We start from the raw sequence: 17,493 nt of genomic DNA on the forward strand, positions 1-17,493 counted from the left end.
CCGGCACGCATCCGGGGGGGCTGCGGGCACCGGCAAGACCGTCGTCGGCATCCACCGTGCTGCCTGCCTCGCCCAGGCGAGTACCGGTCGTGCATTGTTCGCCACCTACATCGGCACGCTCCCGAACGTGCTCGCGTCGCTCTTCGAGCGTCACGCGCCCGAGCTGGTCGACCGCGTCGACTTCGTCGGCGTCCACCAATTTGCCACCCGCCTGCTCAAGCAGCGTGGCATCCGGTTCCGTGTCGACGAACGGGAGGCGCGGCTCGCGCTGGACGACGCGTGAAACGCGATCGGGGCCTCCAGTCCGCTGCGCGCGGCGCGCTTCACGCGCCGCTACTGGGGAGACGAGATCAAACACGTCATCAAGGGGCGGGGATTGACCCGCTTCGAGCAGTACGCAAACCCTGCCCGTGTCGGACGCAAGCACGGGCTGCCCGTCGAGGTCCGGCAGGCAGTCTGGGACCTGCACGCTGCCTACGACCGCGGATTGCGCAGGCGCGGCATCACGGGCTGGGAGGACGTCGTCCTGCTCGCCCGCGATGCGCTGCGCGAGCGACCGCTCGCAGGCTACGACGCGGTCATCGTCGACGAGGCGCAAGACCTGTCGTGCGCGATGGTGTCGTTGCTGCACTCGCTCGTCGGCGACCGACCGGACGGGCTGACGCTCATCGGCGACGGGCAGCAGACGATCTTTCCGGGCGGGTACACGCTCCGAGAGGTCGGGATCAGCCTCGCGGGCCGTGGCGTCGTGCTCGACGTGAACCAACGGAACACCGCGGAGATACTTGACTTCGCGAAGCAGATGGTCGCGGCTGACTCCTTCACGGACATCGAAAGCGTGGACGGCGCTGGCGACGCTGTGTCCGCCGTCACGCGGAACGGGCCTGCGCCCGTCGTCCACCGCGGTGCCGGGCGCGCCGACAACGATGCGGCGATGCTCGCTCGTCTGACTGAGGTGCTGCGACTCGTCGGGACCTCACACGGCGATGTCGGGATCCTGACCGCGACGAACCGGCAGGCGGACGACGTCATGGCCGTGCTCCGCGCAGCTGGCGTGCCCTTCGTGTCGCTCAAGGACTACGGCGGCAAGCCGGTCGACGCGGTGAAGGTCGGCACCGTCAAGCGGGCGAAGGGGCTCGAGTTCAAGCAGTTGTTGCTCGCGCACGTTCGGGAGCGGTTGCTCGCTGATGCACCTGCATCGATGAGTGAAGCCGAGCGGGAGCGGCGGGAGCTCGAACGCCGGGAGTTGTACGTAGGCAAGACGCGGGCGAGGGACGGGCTTTGGGTTGGCCGGGGATCGTAGACGCCGTCGTGAATGCCGCGCTACCGGTGGGATTTGAACCCATCGCTGCGCGTTCGTGCCTGCACGGGCGCGCCCCCGATCGCCGGATTCATGGGGAAGTTGCCGACGGGTCGAGCCAGTCGGAGCCATTCCCGGCCAGGTGGTGGTGCACCAAATTGCACCACAGCACTGCTGGGGAACGCCCGCTCCAGAGAGCGGCGCGGAGGCGAAGCACCCGCCTCCGATGGGCGTCCGGATAGCGCCCCCGCCATCGCGATTGTCTGCGGACCAGCTATGTGACACAGGTGGTGAGAGCTGCGTGCGACCGCGACGGCCCGTACGCCGTAGGACCGGTTATCGGGACGCTCTATAGATACGGTCTCGTCATGATGAAGAGTTCTACGACAGTCACAAGCAGGTTTGTCCCCTACCTCACGGATGCAGTGCTTCCCGAGGCTGTCGCTTACCTCCCGAATGGTCCTGCTGCGCGGCTGACTGCCAGGCGGGTCAACCGGTTCGTTACGGGCACTGCGTTGGAGCCGGGGGTTCGGATGGCGGTGCTTGGCGTGTTGCGGGCGCACGCGTCGAACGCTGCCGAGGTGGGCACTTCACTCACCGCGCTGATGATCGCCGTGCTCGGTTTCGCATTTGGGTTGTTAAACACCGTCGCTGAGTTCAGTGGCTGGTTCGCGCTTATCCCTCTGCTCGAGGTGATCGCGGTGGTTATCACTGTCGGGTTCATCGTCCAAGCTGCAGTTGCTGCTCATATCCAAAAGGTGACGGCAGTGACGTGGTTGGGTGCGTACGAAGATGGACTCGCCAATGAACCCAGTCGCGAGCCACGGGGTGCATGGTGGCGCTTCCGAGCGTAGCGGTCGCCCCGTCGAGTCCCCCGGCCAGCTCCCGCGGTGTACACGTCGGCATCGTTGCTCTCCCTCGCGTTCGCGCCCGAGCAGCCGGCGAAGCCAGCCCGGTCGCACCTCGGTCGTCGGTCACGGTGCACAAGTCGTCATGGACCGCAGGTCCGGGTTTCTTCTCAGCCCTGCCGCGCTTCTTGCCGAACGCGCTCCTCCAGCCGTTCTGCGACGCGATAGTCCACGCGGTCCGGTACGCCGTGGGCTCGCCGCCATCGCGGGCCTCGTCCACGAGGAGCCGGGACCCGGATTCGGGATCCTCCCGGTGCGCGTCGAATAGCGCGTTCGCCCGCTACGCCGCGACGACTTCGCTCCGGGAAAGGGGGCGAGCTACTTCGTGAGGGCCATCGGGTGGACCCCGAAGTCGCTGGCGATCCACTCGATCGACACGCCGGGCTCGCGGTTCTCCGCGACACGCACAGCGTCGTCGCGGAACTCCTTCGGGATAGGGCTTGGGCACGATGGCATCCTTCCGCGACCACCCTCTCGGGCAACCCAGATCAGATGTCACCTATCCGTGCAGCACACCCACTCAACCTGACCGTACCCGATAGGGTCAGACTGGACTCAACGTCGCGATGCGAGTCTCTGGGAGGTCGACATGTCTGAGGCCTGGCTATCTGTCGAGGACATCGCCGAGCATCTCGGCGTGTCGAAGGACACCGTCTACACGTGGGTGGCCAAGAAGGACATGCCGGCGCACAAGGTGGGGCGGCTCTGGAAGTTCCAGGCGAGCGAGATAGATGACTGGGTCCGCAATGGGGGCGCGGCAGTACAGGAGAACGAAGACTGATGTCACGACTCACGGATCTTCTGCGCCAGCTGCGGAGCGCAGATGCACAGCTCGGAGCTGATCTCGAGAAGGAGATCGCCGCGCTGATCAAGCGCCGCAGCTTCGGCCTCGTGTTCGAGCGTCATCAGCCCGAGGCGGTCGAGCTTGCTGGCCAGCCGGTTCGGCGCACGTCGAAGGTGCGCGTACTGCCGCCGCGAGGCGACACCGTCAAGGGGGATCAGCGCCTGTGGCGCGTCGAGTCGCTCGATGTCGAAGACCGCGCCCAGGTCGCGCGCCTGCTCGAAGCCAATAGCGAGGCTCCTGAAAGCGCGACCGCTGCCGTCGATGACCTCGTCGTCGTTGCGGAGTTCGAGGACAAGATCTACCCCGGCCTGGTCGAGACGGGACGCATCGAGAACGGCGGAGACAAGCCGTTCCACACTGTGATCAACGCGGAGAACTTCCACGCTCTCGAGATGCTCACGTACACGCACCGAGGCAAGATCGACGCGATCTATATCGACCCGCCGTACAACACGGGTGCGCGCGACTGGAAGTACAACAACGACTATGTCGAGGGAGACGACGACTATCGCCACTCGAAGTGGCTCGCGTTCATGGAGCGGCGACTCCTCGTGGCGCGGGAACTGCTAAACCCGGATGACGCTGTGCTCATAGTCACCATCGATGAGAAGGAGTACTTGCGGCTGGGGATGCTACTAGAGCAGACATTTCCCGCGGCACGGATCCAAATGGTGGCAGCTCAAATTGCTCCACAGGGTAACCCGCGCAATCAGCAGTTCTACCGGACGGATGAGTACGTTTTCTTCGTTGGCTTTGGCGCCGCGAGTCCAGCGCCCCTTGCTCTTGGAGATTCGTGGCGCAGCGGCACCGGCGACGCGCCGACCAAGAACATCAACTGGGCATCGTTGTTGCGGACCGGTAGCGAGCGTCGGCGTCAAGACCGGCCTTCCATGTTTTATCCAATCTTCGTCGAGAACACCGACCGTGGAGCAAGAATCCGCAGTTTCGGTGCCCCGTTCTATGGAGACGACTTCACTGAAGTGGGAGCCCCGGCAGGTACGGCTGCCGTCTGGCCGATCGGCCGCGATGGCGAGATTAGGCGCTGGCAGGTCTCTGTGGAAAGCGCTGAGAGGCTGAGGGCGGATGGATTCTTGAAGGCGGGGCGATGGAATGCTGGCCGCACGGCGATTCAGTACCTTGCTCGTTCGAATCAGCAAGGGATTCTGAATGGTTCAATCGAAACCAGCGGGAGGAGCTGGGACGGGTCGTACCTCGTTTCGGACGACCACACACCCACGTTTGTGCCAGGTACTCTTTGGAAGGTCCCGTCGCATGACGCGACACGATATGGCACACAACTCATTCCAAGGCTGCTTCCGTCGCGAAAGTTCCCGTTTCCGAAGTCCTTGTACGCAGTGGAAGATGCACTCCGTTTCTACCTGAAGAACCGCGAGGATGCAGTTATTCTCGACTTCTTCGCGGGCTCGGGTACAACCGCCCACGCAGTGATGCGGTTGAACCATGCCGATCAGGGTCGCCGTCAATGCATCTCCATCACGAACAACGAAGTAAGTGCTGACGAGCAGGAGAAGCTACGAAAGCAGGGCCTGCGCCCAGGTGACCTCGATTGGGAGCGCTTGGGTATCTGCGATTACATCACCAAGCCCCGTATTCGTGCCGCGATCACCGGCAAGACGCCGGACGGTAGCCCGATCAAGGGCGATTACAAGTTCACCGACGAGTTCCCGATGGCGGATGGGTTCGAGGAGAACGCTGCGTTCTTCACCCTGACCTACGAGAGTCCTCTTTCTGTCCGGCACAATCGCGCGTTCGAGCGCATCGCGCCGATGCTGTGGCTCCGAGCGGGATCAACGGGCCGCATCATCGACGATCTCGGTGACCGCGGATGGGACATCTCCGAGGTATACGCCGTCCTCGAGAACATCGACGCAACGGACGACTTCTTCCGAGCGACGCAAGCTGCCCCGGAGGTGCGCACCGTTTTCGTTGTAACCGACGACGATGCGGCGTTCCAGATGGTGTGCCGCGAGCTGACCAGTGACCTGCACGTCGTACAACTCTATGAGTCATACCTGCAGAATTTCGAGATCAATCAGGGTCGGGGGTTCTGATGCGCTACACACTGAAGGATTACCAGGTCGATGCTGTCGCTAGCGTGCTGCGCAACCTCGAGCAGGCGAGGGACATGTATCACCGCTACGGCTCGCGGTCGCAGTTCTCGTTGTCGGCGGTGACCGGCGCGGGAAAGACCGTGATGGCTGCTGCGGTCATCGAGGCGCTCATCTTCGGATCCGACGAGTTCGACTTTCCTGCGGATCCCGGCGCGGTCGTGCTGTGGTTTTCGGACGACCCGTCTCTGAATGAGCAATCGCGGGATCGGATCCGCGCCGCCGCGAGCGAACTCGACTGGCGCTTGAAGCTAATCACGAACGACTTCCGCGAGGCTTCGTTCCAGCCAGGCAACGTGTACTTCCTCAACACGCAGAAGTTGAGCAAGAGCTCGAATCTCGTGAAGGGCGCCGGCTCGCGCCTTGAGCCGGCGAACATGCTCGCGAGCATGGAGCCACGGCCTGACGATATGCAGTCAAACATCTACGACACGATCATCAATACCATCGAAAACAAGGATCGGACGCTGTACCTGGTGCTCGATGAAGCGCACCGCGGCATGAAGCCGCAGCGTGATCGTGCGACGATCGTGCAGCGGCTCATCAATGGTCAGGGCCTCGTTCCGGCCATTCCGGTCGTCTTCGGCATCTCTGCCACTGTCGAGCGTTTCGAGAACGCCATGAAGTCGGTCACGGGACGCACGGCGCTTCCCAGCGTGCAAGTCGACAGTGCGCTGGTACAAGCATCCGGTCTTCTCAAAGACGACATCGTGCTGTCGATCCCAGCTGAAACCGGCGCATTCGACACCGCACTGCTGCGCCGGGCCGTCGAGAAGACCAAAGCGGCGACCACCGAGTGGAACGCATACACGGTCGAACAAGGCGAAGCCGATCCAGTTGTGCCTCTCCTCGTCGTACAGATGGCAGACAAGCCGACCGATGAGGTGCTCGTTCGCACGCTGGATACGATCTTCGAAGCCTGGCCTGAGCTCGGCGGCGAAGGCGTTGCCAACGTGTTCGGGGAGCATCAGGACCTGCAGATCAGCGGCTACGCCGTCCCGTACATCGAGCCGCAGCGTGTGCAGGACTCCACGCATGTGCGCGTGTTGCTCGCAAAATCGGCGATCTCCACGGGGTGGGACTGTCCGCGCGCTGAGGTGCTCGTCTCGTTCAGGCCTGGAACCGATCCGACCCACATCACGCAGCTACTCGGCCGAATGATTCGCACACCTCTTGCGCGCCGCATCCCCGGCAACGAGCTGCTGAACTCCGTCGACTGCATGCTGCCGTATTTCGACCGCGAGACTGCGAAGCGTGTCGCCGAGATGCTGATGCAAGGCGCTACGTCGAAGGACGATGAAGGCGAGAGCGGTGGTGGCGAAGGCCGGCGCGTGCTTTTCGATCCGGTTCCATTGTTTCCAAACGAAGCACTCCCGCCGGAGGTGTGGAAGAAGTTCGAGTCGCTGCCTACTGTGACGATCCCCAAGCAGCGCTCGAAGCCGATCAAGCGGTTTACGGCCCTGGCGGCAGCTATGACAAAAGACAAGGTCGTCGACCAGGCCGTGAAGCGAGCCAATGACGAGATCTGCCGCGTCGTCGAGTCGCGTGCGACGCAGTACAAAGAGGAGGTTGAGGCGGCACGCCAGGACGTGCTGACCCTGTCAGGCGAAGAGCTTCGTACGCGCCTTGGCGGCGGCCCGTTTGTCAGTTCCGCGTTCGAGCTGACGGCCGACACCCGCGCCATCATCGAGGCGTACAAGAGGGCGAGCCGGAATCTGAGCCCTGCGCTGTGCTCGGCGTATGTGGACTACCTGGTTCCTGACGACGCGATCGAGGAAGACCTTCTCGAGGCATACATCGAGGTGGCCGCGATCGGCCTGGTTCCCGAAGTGGTGCAGAGCGTCGAGGCCGAGGCTGATCGCCTTGCACAGAAGTGGCTGACCGATACGCGCGTGGATCGGAAGAACCTCTCCGACGAGCAGCAGGCCGAGTACGACAGGCTTGAGGGCATGTCGACTGAGCCGGAGCGTGTGAGCCTCGTCAGCCCGAAGACGGGCCAGGCCGAGACCAAACAGCGCGCGGCAGACGGAGCCGAAACTCTGCTCTCTGTGGATACCGCTCACCTGATGGTTGCCGAAGACGGCACCTTCCCCCTCGACCTCAACAAGTGGGAGACCGACGTTCTGAACGCCGAGTCGAAGCGGAACGGTTTCGTTGCGTGGTGGCGCAACCCTGACCGTGCGGTGAAGGAGTCCCTGGCGATCGCGTACACGGACGCATCTCAGAAGTGGAAGGCCCTGCGCCCTGACTTCATCTTCTTCACTCAAGGACAGAACGGTATCGTCGTCGATCTCGTCGATCCGCACGGGCACCACCTGGCCGACGCGATGCCGAAGCTTCGCGGACTGGCTCGGTTCAGCGAGGCCTTCGGAACTGAGTTCCGTCGTATCGAGTCGGTCGCCGAGACGAACGGGGTGTACCGGGTGCTCGATCTCAAGCGCGATCAGGTGCGTGAAGCGATCAGGACGACGCATGACGCGAAGGCGCTGTACGAGTCCGATCTCGCGAGCGAATACCAGTAAGCGTCATCATGGCGACTCAGCTCAGCGCGCATCAGGCAAAGTTCTACGCTCATCAGCTCGAGCGCTCCTATGCCTCCGACCATGTGGGAAAGCTCGCCGGATTGTTGTTCGACGCTCAGGTCGAGCCGAAACCACACCAGATTGACGCAGCACTCTTCGCGCTGCAAGCGTCCACGTCGAAGGGCGTGGTGCTCGCGGACGAAGTCGGTCTTGGCAAGACGATCGAGGCCGGGATCGTTCTGTGCCAGTACTGGGCTGAGCGGAAGCGCCGAATCCTGATCATCGCGCCGTCATCGCTGCGTCAGCAGTGGCAGCAGGAGCTCGATGAGAAGTTCGCGATCCCGTCCAGGTTGCTCGATGCGAAGACCAAGGATGAGCTCCTGACGCCACGAGCCGGACTGCCCGCCAATGTGCTGATCTGCTCGTACGAGTTCGTACAGCGCAACGCCGAGAACCTGTATCGGCATTGGGACCTCATCGTCGCCGACGAAGCGCATCGGCTTCGCTCGTACTGGAGGGGCAACGCGAAGATCGCCGACGCCGTCGCGACCGTGATGAGTTCGGCCGGCAAGTCGCTCTTGCTCACCGCGACGCCTCTCCAGAACCGGCTGGAAGAACTGTTCGGGCTGGTCTCGGTCTTCGACCCCGACTTCTTCCACTCGATCGAAGGTTTCAAGGAGCGCTACGTCGATCGCCCGGATGACTACGGCAACGACGATCTCGCGATGCGGATCTCCCATATCGCCAAGCGCACACTTCGACGCGACGCGCAGAAGTACATCCGGTTCACGGAACGCATGCCGATGACCTTCGGCTTCATGCCGTCAGCGGCCGAGCAAGACCTGTACAACAAGGTGAATGAGTACCTCCAGCGTCCAGAGCTCTACGCGTTCGCGAGTTCACAGCGCCACCTCTCAGCGTTGATTCTTCGCAAGCGGCTGGGCTCGTCGACGTACGCCGTTGCCTCCACGCTTGCGAGCATTGCGAACCGTCTCGAGGCGGAACTGCAGTCGGGCCATCGCCGCGACAATCGCGGCGCGCTCATCGACGACGACATGACTGACGAGGAGATCGAGGCCGCGGATGTCCTTCCTCTCCGAGCTACGGATCCGATCGCCGCCGAGGACCGGCGTCGTGAGGCTACAGCAGAGGTCCGAGAGCTACGCGACTATGCGGCCCTGGCAAGATCGATCACTGTCAATCAGAAGGCGGTCAAGCTGCTCGACGCTCTCGATCAAGGCTTCGCCAAGCTTGCTCAGATCGGTGCACCACAGAAGGCCATCATCTTCACCGATTCGACCAAGACACAGGAGTATCTGGCTGCGTCCCTCCGCGAGGCCGGACGAGGCGACGGACTTGCGCTCTTCAACGGCAGTAACAACTCGCCGGAGTCAGCACGCATCTATCAGGACTGGTTGAAGAAGAACCAGGGATCGGACCTCATCACAGGCATCCCCTCCGCAGATCGACGCAAGGCTCTGGTCGATGAGTTCCGCGAGCGCGGCACCATCATGATCGCAACGGAGGCAGCAGCCGAAGGTATCAACCTCCAGTTCTGCTCCATGCTGGTGAACTACGACCTGCCGTGGAACCCGCAGCGTGTGGAGCAGCGCATTGGCCGCGTGCACCGCTACGGACAGCTACACAACGTGATCGTCGTGAACTTCTCCAACCAGGGCAACCTGGCCGAGGAACGAATCCTCGAACTGCTCACGGAGAAGTTCAACCTCTTCACCTCTGTGTTCGGCGCGTCGGACGAGGTCCTCGGAACGATCGAGGACGGCCTGGACTTCGAGCAGGCGATCGCCGGGATCCTCGAGCGGTGCAAGACCGCGGACGAGATCAATGCCGCATTCGATGACCTCGAAAGCCGATATGCCACCGAGATCAACGACGAGATGCAGAGGGCGCGAGCACGCGTCTTCGACAATCTCGACCCCAACGTGCAAGACAAGCTCAAGAACTACGACGCCCAGAAGGACGTTGTTCTCAACGCATTCGAGCGGTTGCTGATCGCTGTCACGGGATACGAGCTTGATGCGTTTGCTGAGTTCGACGGTGACGTGCGCGCGTTCACGCTGCTACGTGCTCCGGAGGACGGCATTCTGCCGGGACGCTACTTCTTCAAGTCAGCACCGATCCCGGGCGCGCACCAGTACCGATACAACAGCGAACTCGGCCAGTACGTCATCGCTGCGGCGCTCAACGAGGACACGCCCGTTCGCGAGCTTGTCTTCTCCATCGATGGCTCAGAACGCGCGGCTGCCGATGCACGCGCCCTATCCGGCAGCAGCGGCGTCCTCACCGTCGATCTGCTGACCTTCGAGATCAGGGCCGGCACAGACAGCATCGTCGAGTCGTACCTGCTCGCGGCGGGCGTAACAGACGACGGCGCGACGCTCGATGCGGAACAGGTCGAGCATCTTCTTGACCTCGCTTGCGTCGAGGACAACGAGGCTGGGACGCGTGACACGACCGCCCTCCAGCCCATGCTGGACGCCCAGGCAGCCGTGTTCACCGGCGAGGTGCAGTCACGAACAGCGCAGTTCAGCATCGAGCAGGGCGATCTCGTTGAGTCACGCCTCAAGGATCACAAAGCGAAGTACGACGCCGAAGCCCGCAAACTCGATCGGGCCCGGGAAGAAATCAACGCCAGGGAACGCCGTACCGACGATCTCACGGAGAGGCTCAAACTGCGCAAGGAGGCACAGAGGCTTTCGCGCCGAGCCGACGATCTCTACGGCGACTACCGCGAAGAACGCGACCGCCTGCGCGGCAAGGCCGATGAATACCTCGGCATGCTCGAGGACGCCCTGGGCGGGACCGAGCGTCGCGAGCACGTCTTCACGATCCGGTGGGCCATCCATGATTGAGATCAGCGCGTGGGTCCGTCCAGCTGGAGCCGGCCGCAGCAAACTACGATAAAGCGTGCCATCTCAGAGGAGGCGCATCTCTCGCGCGCACTACTGGGTGCCGGAGCCACCTCGATCTGCTTTTCTTCGTCGAGCGATCCAGGCAGGACGTACGAGGCGTTCTTCGGCCTCCCGCACGGCTTCGAGCGGATTGGAAAGCTGATCCTCGTCGCCGATCACTGCGCGCGGACTAGTGGATTCAAGTCACCCGACGAGGTCGGGAGCTACCGTCACGATCTCAAGCGACTTGTACGAGCCGTCGAGGACCTAGCCACCGCCAACGGTCTCGCGGTCAACGACGCACCCTCAACGGAGGCAGGTTCGAAGGCGGTCGCACTCGCGGCCTAAACTCACGAGTCAACTGACTCGACAGCAGTCCCGAGCGGCCGGGTGCGAACACGGAGTCCAGAGCTCGGAGTCCGCGCTCGACGAACAGTCGCTCTTTCGTCCGGATCACATCAGCTCGCCAGTCCGGTGGAACGATCTCGGTGCGCAGGCGTAGAGCCAGGTCTTCTCGCTGTGCCTGCTGGAACGCACGCTCTCGTTCATTCAGAGCGGCTCCGAACGCTTCGAGGGACAGCTCCGGACGAGCGATAGCACGGCCTTCGTCTGTGACGACCCACTCGCCAGGCCGCGGCTTCTCCATGAAACCGGCATGCACCAGCGCTGTCGTCCCCCACAGAAAATCCGACTGACCCTGCGTGTCGCCACTTCCGTTCAGCTCACGCTCTTCACCTTCGAGCGGGACGAGGGCCCTGACGTGCTCCCAAACGTCGAGCCGTCGAGAAGCACCATGTTGGTCCATGTAGCGCAGCGCGCCGCGAAGACGCTCGAGTCGATTTTCAGTGCGGGTCATGAGTCCTCGGCGACTTCTTCAGCGTCGTGCAGCAAGGCGGTCGGCATCGGCAGCCCGTACTTCTCGCTCAGGAAGCGTGTTTGACAGTAGCGCTTCGCATCCTCCGCCAACTGGCCGAGGACGGCAGCGTTCACGCCGGCGCCGATGACGATGCCGACGAAGGGCGCTACTTTTGCCACGCTCTGGACGGACACGCGTCCGCCGTTGACACCAGCGTGCTTCATCAGCTGTTCCAATGCCGCCAGCAGCCGATGGTCAGCTCGAAGTTTGTTCGACCATCGGACGCGATCCTTGGCCGCCCATGCCGCTCGAGAAGCATCTCGCAGCGGCTTCGCCTTGGTCGCCTGGGCGAAGAACGACCGCCGAACGATCCGCTGGATGAACTCCTGCTCCTCCGGATCCTTCGCGTCGTAGCCGTACGAATAAGCAATGCGAGCTGCAATCGATACGCTCAGAGCCTGGACGACAACGATGTCCGCCGTGAGAGCGAGCGGGATCCCTGCCATCGGCACGAGCGCGAGTGCTCCCATGGCACCGCCCTCGACCGCTCCGGCGCTTCTCCATCGCAAGGTGTTGCCAGTGAGCAGCCGATCGCAGTCACGGATGTCTCGACGACGCAGGTCGGTGAAGACCTCGACCTCGAACCCGCGCTTGCGGGCGAGCTTCTCGACGACCCTGGGTTCATTCAGTTCGACGACCCAATCGTTGGCGAGGTTCAGTAGCGACACCGCGGACTCAACAGCTGGTTTGATCGCCGCATCGGCGACGGCGTTGCTCGCGTTTCGGAGGGGCTCCTTGATCACCTCGGGTACGGCTTCGACGACGCGGCCCGCGCCCTTCTGGACAGCCGTCCCTCCACGCTCAAGTGCAGTGCTCGCCCAATTTGGTATCCCTCGCGCGTTGTCTCGTTTGCGCCAGTAGGCGTCGAGGCCGGTCCAAACCTTCTTTTCGTACGCGCTCATCCGCCCGTCGTGGACGATCACTTCGCTCATTCTGGGGTCCCCTCAGGTTCTGCCGCCGTAGACATCTTTGTGGACTCCGGGGGCATTCGGTTATTTCTCGCCCGCGCCCAGGCGAAGAAGCGGATCCCCGGGATCGCCGCGCGAAGTCAGATCGGGGTTCTTCCGTTCGGACCCTACCTTGGAGCACATGGTGCGATGTCGCCCCAGAACTGGTGGTCCCGACTTGTCATCGCACCCACGAGGATGGTTCAACACCACTCGTCCCGGGGACGACGAGCGGCACCGAGGACCAGGGACTCCCCGAGGGACAGCACCATGACGATCGCTGGGGAATCCGCAGGCGTCGAAGCACGCCGCCAGCGCAGCCACGCACAGGAACTCCGCCGCCAAGCACACGACGCCGAACAACGCGCAGCCCGCTTCGAGATCGCCGAACGCACCGAGAGCGAGACCGCCCAGCTCCTCGCGCCACTCGCCGGCATCGGCTACCACCTCCTCGCCGACCGCCGCTGGCCCGGCAGCCGTACTGCCCAGGTCGACATGGTCGTCGTCGGCCGCGCCGGCGTCTTCATCGTCGACACGAAGGCCTGGCGCGAGGTCGCGGTCCACGGCGATCGGATCACCCGCGGCCAGGAGGACGTCACCGACGACATCGCCCGCCTCGCCGATCTCGCTTACAGCACCGAGGCCGCCCTCGCGGACATCGGTCTCGCGCCGGGCGAGGTCCACGCCGTCGCAGCACTCGCCGGCCAGAAGCGCATGCACGCCCGCGTCGCGTCCGTCGACGTCATCGGCACGCACGACCTCGTCGGCCACATCACCAAGCGCGGCGCACGGCTCTCGGCGTCACGCGTCAACGAGGTCCTCGCCGCGATGCTGACTCACTTCCCCGTGATCGGCGGCGAGGCAACGACACCGCCGCAGATCGTCGTCCCCGCAGCCGTCCTCCCCCGCGAGCCCGCGCCGACACCAGCTCCGCTGGACGACGAGCTCGCGGATCAGCTCCTCGACGGGGTCCTCGAGGCACCCATCGAGGACTGGATGGCCTTCCTCGGCCCCGCCCAGGCAAAGCTCGTCCGCCGCAGCTTCAACGGCCCGGCCCGCATCCGCGGCGCCGCCGGCACCGGCAAGACCGTCGTCGGCCTCCACCGCGCGGCGTACCTCGCACGCTCGACCGGCGGTCGGGTCCTCTTCACGACGTACATCGGCACGCTGCCGAAGGTCCTCGAATCGCTCCTCGAGCGCCTCGCGCCCGACATGGTCGGTCGCGTCGACTTCATGGGCGTCCATGCGTTCGCCACGCGGCTGCTGAAGGAACGCGGGATCGCGTTCCGCACGCCAGGACGGGAGGCGCGACTCGCGTTCGACGACGCTTGGGACGCGATCCGCGCCTCCAGTCCACTGCGGTCCTCGCGTTTCTCGCGCTCCTACTGGGAGGACGAGATCAAGCACGTCATCAAGGGGCGCGGCCTGACGCGCTTCGACGAGTACGGCGACCTGGCGCGCGTCGGGCGCAAGCACGCGCTGCCCGTGGAGACGCGGCAGGCGGTGTGGGACCTCTACGAGGCGTACTCGCGCGGGCTTCGCGAGCGGCGCGCGCATGACTGGGAGGACATCGTGCTCCTCGCGCGCGACGCGGTCGCGGCGGTGCAGCTCGAGCGGTACGACGCGGTGATCGTCGACGAAGCGCAGGACCTGTCGTGCGCGATGGTCTCGCTGATGCACCACCTCGTCGGGGATCGCGCCGACGGGCTGACGCTCATCGGGGACGGCCAGCAGACCATCTTCCCGGGCGGGTACACGCTCGGCGAGGTCGGCATCAGCCTCTCCGGACGCGGTGTCGTACTCGACGTGAACCACCGCAACACGGCAGAGATCCTCGAGTTCGCGAAGGAGATGGTGGCGGACGATCAGTTCGTCGACATCGAGGGCGTGGACGGCGTCGGTGACACGGTGTCGGCGATCTCACGCTCGGGGCCGGCGCCGGCGTTCCACCGCTTCGCAAGCCGGACCGAGCACGACCATTCCATGATCGAGCGGCTCAGCGAGGTGCTGCGGCTGATCGGAACGGGGCACGGCGACGTGGGGATCCTCACCGCCACGAAGCGGCAGGCGGACGACGTCCGGGGTGTCCTGCGGGAGGCGGGGATCCCGGTGATCATGCTCGACGAGTACTCCGGCAGGACGTCCGACGCGGTGCGGGTCGGCACCGTGAAGCGGGCGAAGGGGCTCGAGTTCAAGCAGGTGCTGTTGGCGCACGTCGACCGACGGCTGCTGGATCCGGTGACGGGTGAGCCGTCCGAGACGGATCGGGAGCGGCGGGAGCGCGGCCGGCGGGAGTTGTACGTGGGGATGACGCGCGCGCGGGACGGGCTGTGGGTCGGCGTGCGGAGCAGTCGCTGAGCGCTCGGCCGCTTCAGCTGGGCTCGTCCACGTCGTCGATGTGCCGGACGGAGCGCCCGAGCGCGTGCGTCGAGCGCCCGGTCGTCGCGTGTAGGTCAGGCCGCATCAAGGTCACAGGTGCCATCTGCCCACTCGACGAGCTCGGGATCGTGCGTCGCCACGACGACGGCACTCCCCGACGCCCGCAACGCATCGAGCCCCGAGCGCACGCGAGCCGCGCTCTCCCGATCCAACGACGCTGTCGGCTCATCCGCCAGGACCACGAGCGGGCGCTGTGCGAGCACCCGCGCCACAGCGACGCGCTGCCGTTCGCCGCCACTGAGCGTTTCCGCCCGAGCACGCCCCCGGCCGCCGAGTCCGACGGCTCGCAAGGCCTGTCCGATCCGCATGTCGAGTTCCGCCCTGCCGACCCCATCGAGCCGAAGCACCCGCAAGTTCGCCTCGACCGTCCACTCGGGTACGACGGCATGGTCCTGGACGATGGACCCGACCACGGTCCGGCGCAGTCGCGTTCGTTCGCGCCTCGAGGCCTCATCGACCGAGATCCCGGCCAGGACGATGCTGCCGCACGATGGGCGCTCCATCGCGGCGAGGCATTGAAGGAGCGTGGTCTTCCCTGCGCCGGACGCACCACGGAGCGCGAGTGCCCCGCCCGGAGGAACCTCGAAGTCGATGTCCCGCCACAGCGTGCGCGTTCCGAGGTCGTACGAGAGGCCGCTGACCGCGACCAGAGGAACGTGCTTCATCGTGTGATCCGATCTCGAGGATGCAGGAGTCTCGGCCGTGGCCGAAGGGACTCGCGGTGTCGGTGGGTCAGCAGAAGGGCCGCGACGACGAGTCCGACCGTCGCACCGACCGTGGTGAGTCCGGCGAACACCGCGGCGCGGAGACCCTGACTGTCCAGGAGCGCGAGAACCGTCAGCAGAGAGGTTGCGCCGGTCACGACCGCGCAGGCGACGACGAACGGGGCATGGATCCCCGAGGTCCCCCGTCCGACGATCATCCGCAGTCGACACCGCGGGGCCGTGCGACGTCGGTGGTCGGCCGCGAGCTGGACGGCGGCGAGGAGCAGGGATGCGACCATCACCATCCCCGCGCCGATCTGGACGGAGCGCTCGGTCCGTACCCTCGCGAGGTCGTCGGCGATGGTCGTACCGACGCGGTTGATCTGCGTGACGACGTCGATCGCGCTCGAGTCGCGGAGCGCGGACACGAGGGCCTCACGATCGCCGAAGCGCACTTCACTGTTGTGGACGGCCAAACCGATCCGATTCGGAGCGAGGTCTCGGATGGTGTGGAGCACGACGACCGGCAGATCGTCGCTCGCGTCGTTGCGGGGCAGGCCCCACGTCACCCAGCGCTCCGCGGACCGCACGAGATCCGCAGTGCTCGGTACCACACGGACGGCGACCGGAACTGCTCGTGCCGGCGCGGTGTCATCGACCGCCCAACCATCGGCGAAGGCTTCTTCCACAGCCGCTGTGATCGGCGAGACGCTGCCTGCGAGCTGTTCCGGAACGAGGACTGTGGCACCGTCCCGAGCCGCTCGCGCAACTCCCCGCTGGCCGTCGTCGGAGACGAGGAGCGCGTTCTGCAAGAAGTTCGTCATCGCCATTCTGGCAGTGCCACGTTCGAGCGCCTCAGCGCCGATCGCGCCGAGTGCGTCGTCTTGGGCCTCGTTCGCGAACCCGATCCCGAGCGTGACGTCGTCTCCGGTCGAGACCTCGGCCGCGAGCTTCCGCTCGAGGTGGCGACTCGTCTGGAGCTGGCTCGCGACGGACGAACCGGTCGCAGTCGTGAGCACGACGAGTCCGATGCTGATCGTGGCGACGAGCATGGTCCGTGAGCGCGCATCACGACTCCGGGATCCGAGGCGTCCGGCGAATCCCATGATCCCGACGTGCGCGACGGCGACGGTCGACGCGAGACCGACCATCAGCATGGCGACCGTCGTGGAGAGCAGGTGGACCACTGTGGGAGAGGCGCCGCGTACTGCCACGAACACGGCCAGAACCGCCATCGTGGGCACCGCGCACGTGCCGACGAGGGCGAGTGACTCGAGGCCTTCCCGAATCGCCACCGCACGACGTGACCAGCCGTTCAGGAGACGCACGCGGGTGCGTGCGTCCCTGTGCCGCGACTCGGCGGTGAGGGCGATCAGCACGGCAGCGATCACCGCCAGCACAGCTCCGGCGATCCCCGGACTCGACAGCGCGGCGAGCAGCGCTCCGCGCGGGCTGACGGATACCGGGGAGTACACGAATCCGTCATCATGCAACGTCCGCAACAGTGCGTCGACGTCGTCGGGAGCACCGTCGAGCGCGTAGGTCCACGTGATCACCGCGTCACGGACGTCACTGCTCGGGTGTGGGGTCGACCTCGCCCAGAACGTCGGTGGTTCGAACGCACCGTTCAGGATGTAGGCGTCGAACGCCGCCGGCGTGCCATCTCGGTCCGGCGTCACCAGTGCGAGGTCGACGCCGTGACGCTCTGCCGCTCCTTCGAGCATCGCGATGTGCTCGGGCTTCTCCGGCCCGAAGGGCAGATCCGTGATGTCGATCGCGGTACGCCCCGAAGCGAGACCGGCCGCTTCCACGTTCCCGACTGCGAACACGGCCAGCGCCGCCGCCATCAGCACCGCGGCTGCCACGGCGATC

At 64.9% G+C, this 17,493-nt stretch carries 12 protein-coding genes; 8 read left to right on the top strand and 4 right to left on the bottom strand.

Annotated elements, in window-relative coordinates:
- Positions 1–94: 94 nt before the first annotated feature.
- The 7 genes from WFH25_RS06260 to WFH25_RS06290 all read left to right on the top strand — a co-directional run bounded on the left by WFH25_RS06260 (position 95) and on the right by WFH25_RS06290 (position 10,576).
- On the top strand, positions 95–283 hold the full coding sequence (locus WFH25_RS06260; protein ID WP_336697133.1) for a hypothetical protein: 189 nt from the start codon (positions 95–97) through the stop codon (positions 281–283).
- A 93-nt stretch (positions 284–376) separates the two neighbouring features.
- Entirely contained in the window at positions 377–1,303 is a 927-nt protein-coding gene (locus tag WFH25_RS06265; RefSeq protein ID WP_336697134.1) for a 3'-5' exonuclease, read from the top strand.
- A gap of 365 nt (positions 1,304–1,668) precedes the next feature.
- Positions 1,669–2,154: a hypothetical protein gene (locus WFH25_RS06270; protein ID WP_336697135.1), complete on the top strand. Its 486-nt coding sequence runs from the start codon at positions 1,669–1,671 to the stop codon at positions 2,152–2,154.
- Between the two features lie 643 nt (positions 2,155–2,797).
- Positions 2,798–2,989 (top strand): methylation-associated defense system helix-turn-helix domain-containing protein MAD1, encoded by a 192-nt coding sequence (mads1, locus tag WFH25_RS06275; RefSeq protein WP_336697137.1) that lies wholly within the window; start codon positions 2,798–2,800, stop codon positions 2,987–2,989.
- Complete coding sequence (locus WFH25_RS06280; RefSeq protein ID WP_336697138.1) at positions 2,989–5,124, top strand: site-specific DNA-methyltransferase; 2,136 nt, start codon at positions 2,989–2,991, stop codon at positions 5,122–5,124. Before mads1 ends, WFH25_RS06280 begins: the two co-directional genes overlap by 1 nt.
- A complete protein-coding gene (locus WFH25_RS06285; RefSeq protein ID WP_336697139.1) occupies positions 5,124–7,703 on the top strand; it encodes a DEAD/DEAH box helicase in 2,580 nt (859 codons plus the stop codon). The genes WFH25_RS06280 and WFH25_RS06285 overlap by 1 nt, the downstream gene beginning before the upstream one ends.
- Positions 7,704–7,711: 8 nt before the next feature.
- Positions 7,712–10,576, top strand: coding sequence for an SNF2-related protein (locus WFH25_RS06290; protein ID WP_336697140.1), 2,865 nt, complete (start codon positions 7,712–7,714; stop codon positions 10,574–10,576).
- A 331-nt stretch (positions 10,577–10,907) separates the two neighbouring features.
- Here the strand turns inward: WFH25_RS06290 and WFH25_RS06295 are convergent, their stop codons facing one another.
- Both WFH25_RS06295 and WFH25_RS06300 read right to left on the bottom strand, forming a co-directional pair.
- The gene (locus WFH25_RS06295) at positions 10,908–11,471 is read right to left on the bottom strand and encodes a winged helix-turn-helix domain-containing protein (RefSeq protein ID WP_336697141.1); all 564 of its coding nucleotides are present in this window, start codon (positions 11,469–11,471) and stop codon (positions 10,908–10,910) included.
- Positions 11,468–12,463, bottom strand: a complete 996-nt coding sequence (locus WFH25_RS06300) for an EcsC family protein (RefSeq protein WP_336697142.1) — start codon at positions 12,461–12,463, stop codon at positions 11,468–11,470. The genes WFH25_RS06295 and WFH25_RS06300 overlap by 4 nt, the downstream gene beginning before the upstream one ends.
- A 285-nt stretch (positions 12,464–12,748) precedes the next feature.
- On the opposite strand from WFH25_RS06300, the gene WFH25_RS06305 reads away from it, so the two are divergent.
- Positions 12,749–14,836, top strand: coding sequence for a nuclease-related domain-containing DEAD/DEAH box helicase (locus tag WFH25_RS06305; RefSeq protein ID WP_336697143.1), 2,088 nt, complete (start codon positions 12,749–12,751; stop codon positions 14,834–14,836).
- Positions 14,837–14,931: 95 nt separating this feature from the next.
- On the opposite strand, the gene WFH25_RS06310 is transcribed toward WFH25_RS06305, so the two are convergent.
- Positions 14,932–15,582, bottom strand: coding sequence for an ABC transporter ATP-binding protein (locus WFH25_RS06310; protein ID WP_336697144.1), 651 nt, complete (start codon positions 15,580–15,582; stop codon positions 14,932–14,934).
- Positions 15,579–17,486 (bottom strand): hypothetical protein, encoded by a 1,908-nt coding sequence (locus tag WFH25_RS06315; RefSeq protein ID WP_336697145.1) that lies wholly within the window; start codon positions 17,484–17,486, stop codon positions 15,579–15,581. Before WFH25_RS06315 ends, WFH25_RS06310 begins: the two co-directional genes overlap by 4 nt.
- Between the last annotated feature and the right edge of the window lie 7 nt (positions 17,487–17,493).

The sequence above is a fragment of the Curtobacterium sp. USHLN213 genome, from assembly GCF_037144815.1.
GTDB lineage: Bacteria > Actinomycetota > Actinomycetes > Actinomycetales > Microbacteriaceae > Curtobacterium.

Coding starts and splice junctions, on each gene's coding strand:
- WFH25_RS06270 (WP_336697135.1), top strand. CDS start 1,669: ATGATGAAGAGTTCTACGACAGTCACAAGCAGGTTTGTCCCCTACCTC.
- mads1 (WP_336697137.1), top strand. CDS start 2,798: ATGTCTGAGGCCTGGCTATCTGTCGAGGACATCGCCGAGCATCTCGGC.
- WFH25_RS06280 (WP_336697138.1), top strand. CDS start 2,989: ATGTCACGACTCACGGATCTTCTGCGCCAGCTGCGGAGCGCAGATGCA.
- WFH25_RS06285 (WP_336697139.1), top strand. CDS start 5,124: ATGCGCTACACACTGAAGGATTACCAGGTCGATGCTGTCGCTAGCGTG.
- WFH25_RS06290 (WP_336697140.1), top strand. CDS start 7,712: ATGGCGACTCAGCTCAGCGCGCATCAGGCAAAGTTCTACGCTCATCAG.
- WFH25_RS06295 (WP_336697141.1), bottom strand. CDS start 11,471: ATGACCCGCACTGAAAATCGACTCGAGCGTCTTCGCGGCGCGCTGCGC.
- WFH25_RS06300 (WP_336697142.1), bottom strand. CDS start 12,463: ATGAGCGAAGTGATCGTCCACGACGGGCGGATGAGCGCGTACGAAAAG.
- WFH25_RS06305 (WP_336697143.1), top strand. CDS start 12,749: ATGACGATCGCTGGGGAATCCGCAGGCGTCGAAGCACGCCGCCAGCGC.
- WFH25_RS06310 (WP_336697144.1), bottom strand. CDS start 15,582: ATGAAGCACGTTCCTCTGGTCGCGGTCAGCGGCCTCTCGTACGACCTC.